The organism is Streptomyces sp. NPDC055078 (genome assembly GCF_053607985.1).
In genome coordinates this window covers 1-5,592 of the sequence record NZ_JBSGUP010000550.1, presented here as the reverse complement: position 1 = coordinate 5,592, position 5,592 = coordinate 1, and the positions used below count along the sequence as shown (strand labels likewise).

The following is a 5,592-nucleotide window of genomic DNA, read 5'->3' as shown; positions in this document are numbered from 1 at the left end:
GCCCACAGGGGGGACCTGGGGGCGGTGCCGCCCACAGAGGGAGGGGCGGGGGCGGCCGACGCCCGTTTCGCGGCTTGCGCCCGTTCACGGCTTGGGGGTGCGTTCGCGCCACGGCACCTCGACCGTGATCCGCGTCCCCTCGCCCGCCGGTGAGTCCAGGACGAACAGTCCGTCCACCGCCCCCAGCCGCTCCGCGAGCCCCGCCATCCCCGTACCGGCGTCCAGCCGGGCACCGCCCCTGCCGTCGTCGGAGACCTGGATCAGCAGCCGGTCGTCGCTCCGCCACACCTCCACCTCGGCGTTCCTCGCCCGCGCGTGCTTGCTGATGTTCTGGAGCAGCTCGGAGACGGTGAAGTACGCGATGCCCTCGATCGCCTCGGCGGGCCGCTCCGCCAGATCCACGGAAACCCGCACCGGAGCCGTACAGCGGGAGGCGATGGAGGACAGAGCGGCGTCGAGGCCGCGGTCGGTGAGGACGGCGGGGTGGATGCCGCGGGCGAGATCCCGCAGCTCCTGGAGCGCGAGCTTGACCTCGCCGTGTGCCTCCCCGACCATTTCGGCCGCCGCCTCCGGGTCCTCCAGCAGCTTTTCCTTGGCGAGGCCGAGTCCCATGGCGAGGGCGACGAGCCGGGCCTGTGCGCCGTCGTGCAGATCGCGTTCGATACGGCGCAGATCGGCGGCGGCCGTGTCCACGACGACCCCCCGGTCCGACTCCAGTTCCGCGATGCGCCGTTCCAGTTCGTCCGAGGGCGAGAGCAGCCCGCGCACCATGGCGCGGTCGGCGTTCGCCAGCCCGCGCGTGATGAAGGGGAGCACCGGCCAGAGCACGACCAGACCGATCATCACGGTGGCGAAGGTCAGTACCCCCCAGGGCAGCCGGATGAAGCAGTACAGCACCGTCCGCCAGGCGACCGGGTCCTTAAGGCTCGCCCACAGCCAGGGGAGGAACCCCTCGCGCCGGATCGCTCCGCGCAGCGGGCTCGGCTCGGGGACCCGTATCCCCAGCAGCCCGCGGGCGCGGCCCCGCTCCGCCTTGCCGATCAGCCGGGCCCCGGCCAGGGCGAGCGCGAGGAACGGCAGGCCGACCACCGTGACAGTCAGCGCCGCACCGGTGAGAATTGTGAATGTCACGTAAACAAAACCGATGATCGCCACCGGCAGATTGCCGAGGAGAAACGAGATCTCCTTCCAGGTGTGGCGGTCGAAGGCGAACCTCACCGGCGGCGGCCGGTCGTCGCCGGGCGTTCCGGGGGTGGTGTGGATGGCGGTGTCGCTCGCGGTCATACAGGTCAGCCTGCCCCTCCGTGGCGCTGTACGCCATGGGGTACCTGGGTGGGATGAAGTAGGGATAACCCCACCTGAAGGGCGACGGGACTGCTTACGGTCCCTTTAGCAGGGCCTAGACTCCCGTGGGTACAGAACACAACTCATCGCACAGATCGCACTGGTCGCGCGCGTCGCACGTATCGCACATGTCGCGCGGCCCGTCGGCGGGACTGTGCGGATCGACGACGTCAGGGAGCGAGGGGCGGACGTGCCGGAACCGACCGTGGCCGTACTCGCGGCCAGCTACTACGCAAGCTACTCGGTCGTCGGACTGCTCGCGCTGATCGGAGTGCTGTTCGTCGCGGTGGCCTTCGGGGCGGGACGGCTGCTGCGGCCCGTCGTGCCCACACCGGAGAAGCTGCTGACGTACGAGTGCGGAGTCGACCCGGTCGGCGAGGGCTGGGCGCACACCCAGGTCCGCTACTACGTCTATGCGTTCCTGTATGTGATCTTCGCCGTCGACTCGATCTTCCTCTTCCCGTGGGCGACGGTCTTCGCCGCACCGGGATACGGCGCGACGACACTTGTGGAGATGTTCATCTTCCTCGGCTTCCTGGCCGTGGGACTGCTCTACGCATGGAAGAAGGGCGTCCTGACATGGACGTGACCCCGGAGCCGCTGCCCGAGCCCCGACGGCTGGGCGTGCTGTCGCGCCTCGCCCCCGAGCCGATGAAAGTGGTCCTCAACTGGGGCCGCCGCTACAGCCTCTGGGTCTTCAACTTCGGGCTCGCCTGCTGCGCCATCGAGTTCATCGCCGCGTCGATGGCCCGGCACGACTTCATCCGGCTCGGCGTCATTCCCTTCGCCCCCGGCCCGCGCCAGGCGGACCTGATGATCGTCTCCGGCACGGTGACGGACAAGATGGCCCCCGCGGTCAAGCGGCTGTACGAGCAGATGCCCGAGCCCAAGTACGTCATCTCCTTCGGCGCCTGCTCCAACTGCGGCGGCCCGTACTGGGACTCCTACTCCGTGACCAAGGGCGTCGACCAGATCATCCCCGTCGATGTCTACGTCCCCGGCTGCCCGCCGCGGCCCGAGGCGCTGCTCCAGGGAATCCTCAAACTCCAGGAGAAGATCGCCCGCGAATCGCTCGCCGAGCGCTACGGTCCGTCCGGCGGAGCCGGGGGCGGACACCCCTCCGTGAACGAACTGCGCAGCGGCCTGGTGCTGCCACCGGCGGGCGGGGTTTCGGGGGCGGGTGGTGCTGCCGCGCCAGGTGGCTCCGGCGAGGCTTCCGGGCCGGGGGGCGGTTCGGGGACGGGCTCCGACGCAGGCACGGGCTCCGGCGCAGGCACGGGCTCCGGGGCGGGGTCGGGCGCGGGCGCAGGCACGGGCTCCGGGGCGGGGTCGGGCGCAGGCACAGGCACAGGCTCCGGGGCGGGGTCCGGCGAGGCTCCCGGGGGTGAGAAGTGACCGCGTACGACCGTCTCCCGGACGCCGTCACCGAGATCTTCGGTGCCGATGCCACCGCCGAACGGGCTTACGGCCTGCTGACCGTCGATGTCCCGGCCACCTCCTGGATCGAGGCCCTGGAGACCGCGCGCACCGAGCTGACCTGCACCTACTTCGACTGGCTGAGCGCGGTGGACGAGCCGGGCACGGGCTTCAGGGTCTGTGCCCATGTCGTCTCGCTGGAGGGCGGCACGGTCCGCCGCCTCCTGTTGCGTACGACGGTTCCGCACGAGGCTCCCGTACTCCCCTCCGCGATCACGGTGTACGCGGGCGCGGGCTGGCACGAGCGCGAGACCCACGAGATGTTCGGCGTCACCTTCACCGGCCATCCCCACCTGGTGCCGCTGCTCCTCCCGGAGGGCTTCGAGGGTCATCCGCTGCGCAAGGACTTCGTGCTTGCGGCGCGGGTCGTGAAGGCGTGGCCCGGTGCGAAGGAACCGGGGGAGTCCGAGCACGGTGGCCCCAAGCGCCGCCAGATGCTCCCGCCCGGCGTCCCGGACCCGAACGAATGGGGCCCCCTCAAGGGCCAGCTCCCTCCTGCCCCGGCCCGCCCCGCCCGTACTCCCCGAACCCCCGGCGCGGCGGACCGCCCGGCCCGCCGAACCCGTACGGCCGGCGAGGGCTCGGCGAGCCAGGCCACCCCGGGCGCGGCGGCGGACCGCCCCGCCCGCCGTACCCGTACCGCTGCGGAGGGATCGGCGAGCCAGGCCACCCCGGGCGCGGCAGCCGCCCCGGCCCGGTCTCCGGAATCCCCGCAGGGGCCGGATGCCCCGCCGACGCCGCCGCCCCCGCCGCCCCCGGCGAAGCAGGAAGCCCAGGCCGTCCCAGCCGACCCGGAGGCAACTCCACCTTCTCCGGCACCCCGTAGCCCGGACGCCCCCTGGCATCACGCCCGCCCGGCGTTCGAGGAGTCCGGCGAGACCACCGACCGGAGCGGCACCCCACCACCCGGGCCGCACCCGGACCCGGACCCGGCCCCACCCCGAACGGCACCGGACACGGCTCCCGCACCGGACACGAGCGCACCGACCACCTCCACCGCACCGGACACGACCACCGCTCCCGACGCGCCCGCACCGGCCGACGTGTCAGATGCGTCGGACGTGTCGGACGTGTCAGACACCCAAGCGACCCCCCGGCCCTCGCCCGGGTCCGCCGACGGACCCGAAGCCGATGAGCCGACCGACAACGCCGGAGGCGACCCCGCGTGAACGACGCTCTCGACGTCGCCCTCCGGCTGCTCGCCGTCTTGGCCGTCTTTCTCGTCCTCCCGCTGGTCATCGGCCAGACCGAGCACAAGGTCATGGCCCATATGCAGGGCCGGCTGGGCCCCATGTACGCGGGCGGCTTCCACGGCTGGGCGCAGCTCGTCGCGGACGGGGTGAAGTTCGCGCAGAAGGAGGACATCGTCCCGGCGGGCGCGGACCGCCGTGTCTTCCAGCTCGCCCCCGCCGTGGCGCTCCTCCCGTACCTCCTCGTACTGGTCGCGATCCCGATCGGCCCCAGCGAGGGCGCGGTCGGCCAGGTCGTCGACGCGGGCATCTTCTTCGTGCTCGCCGTGATGGGCGTCGGTGTGCTCGGCTCGCTGATGGCCGGCTGGGCGTCGGCCAACAAGTTCTCCCTTCTCGGCGGCCTGCGCACGGCCGCGCAACTGCTGGCGTACGAGCTGCCGATGCTGCTGGCCGCCGCCTCCGTCGCCATGGCGGCGGGTACGGTCTCCCTGCCCGGCATCCTGAACGCCTTCGAGTGGTGGTGGCTGCCCTGGCAGATCGTGGGCGCCCTGGTCTTCTTCGTCGCGGGCCTCGCCGAACTCCAGCGCCCTCCCTTCGATATGCCGGTCGCGGACTCCGAGATCATCTTCGGCGCCTACACCGAGTACACCGGGCTGCGTTTCGCGCTCTTCCTGCTCGCCGAGTACGCGGGCATCGTCGTCCTGTGCGGTCTGACCACCGTCCTCTTCCTCGGGGGCTGGCACGGCCCGATGGGCGCCGACGGACTCGGCTGGGTCTGGACCCTGCTCAAAACGGCTGTGCTCGCCTTCGTCGTCATCTGGCTGCGGGTGAGCTATCCCCGGATGCGTGAGGACCAGTTGCAGAAACTCGCGTGGACGGCCCTCGTCCCGCTCGCTCTCGGCCAGATCGCCCTCACCGGCGTCGTGAAGGTGGTGATCCAGTAATGCCGCCCATCCCCGGCTCCGGCCTCGCCAAGGGTCTCGCCGTCACCCTGCGGACGATGACGAAGAAGACGGTCACCCGGCAGTACCCCGATGCCCAGCCCGACCTGCCGCCCCGGACACGTGGTGTGATCGGCCTGTTCGAGGAGAACTGCACGGTCTGCATGCTCTGCGCCCGTGAATGCCCCGACTGGTGCATCTATATCGACTCCCACAAGGAGACCGTCCCGGCGGTCACCCCGGGGGGCCGCGAGCGCAGCCGCAACGTCCTCGACCGGTTCGCCATCGACTTCGCACTCTGTATGTACTGCGGTATCTGTATCGAGGTCTGTCCTTTCGACGCGTTGTTCTGGTCCCCGGAGTTCGAGTACGCGGAGACGGACATCCACGAACTCACCCATGAGCGCGACAAGCTCCGCGAGTGGATGTGGACGGTGCCCGCGCCGCCCGCGCTCGACCCGGCCGCCGAGGAACCGAAGGAACTCGCCGCCGCGCGCAAGTCCGCCGACAAGCTCGCCGCCGCGCAGGCTCCTCCGCCCTCCGACCCTCCGGCCCAGAACAGCGCCCCCGGCCCGGCCGCCCCCACTCCGCAGGCCCCGGCGGGCCCGCAGGCTCCCGGCCCGGATGCCGTAGGTTCACCA

The 5,592-nt window shown here is 71.5% G+C and carries 5 protein-coding genes and 1 pseudogene; 5 read left to right on the top strand and 1 reads right to left on the bottom strand.

Annotated elements, in window-relative coordinates; translation table 11 throughout:
- Window positions 1-84 precede the first annotated feature (84 nt).
- On the bottom strand, window positions 85-1,284 hold the full coding sequence (locus ACWF94_RS31715) for a sensor histidine kinase (RefSeq protein WP_453496289.1): 1,200 nt from the start codon (window positions 1,282-1,284) through the stop codon (window positions 85-87).
- A gap of 250 nt (window positions 1,285-1,534) precedes the next feature.
- Between ACWF94_RS31715 and ACWF94_RS31710 the strand changes: the two genes are divergently transcribed.
- The 5 genes and pseudogenes from ACWF94_RS31710 to ACWF94_RS31690 form a co-directional block, all read left to right on the top strand.
- Window positions 1,535-1,933, top strand: a complete 399-nt coding sequence (locus tag ACWF94_RS31710) for an NADH-quinone oxidoreductase subunit A (protein ID WP_453496286.1) — start codon at window positions 1,535-1,537, stop codon at window positions 1,931-1,933.
- Window positions 1,924-2,610: pseudogene (locus ACWF94_RS31705) on the top strand (NADH-quinone oxidoreductase subunit B); the annotation flags it as partial. The gene ACWF94_RS31710 and the pseudogene ACWF94_RS31705, both read left to right, overlap by 10 nt.
- A 125-nt stretch (window positions 2,611-2,735) precedes the next feature.
- On the top strand, window positions 2,736-3,989 hold the full coding sequence (locus ACWF94_RS31700; RefSeq protein ID WP_453496283.1) for an NADH-quinone oxidoreductase subunit C: 1,254 nt from the start codon (window positions 2,736-2,738) through the stop codon (window positions 3,987-3,989).
- Window positions 3,986-4,954 carry a complex I subunit 1/NuoH family protein gene (locus ACWF94_RS31695; protein WP_453496280.1) on the top strand — a complete coding sequence of 323 codons (969 nt, stop codon included), beginning with the start codon at window positions 3,986-3,988 and terminating at the stop codon, window positions 4,952-4,954. The genes ACWF94_RS31700 and ACWF94_RS31695 overlap by 4 nt, the downstream gene beginning before the upstream one ends.
- Window positions 4,954-5,592: NuoI/complex I 23 kDa subunit family protein (locus ACWF94_RS31690; protein WP_453496277.1), on the top strand; the 639-nt coding region annotated here is incomplete at its 3' end. The genes ACWF94_RS31695 and ACWF94_RS31690, both read left to right, overlap by 1 nt.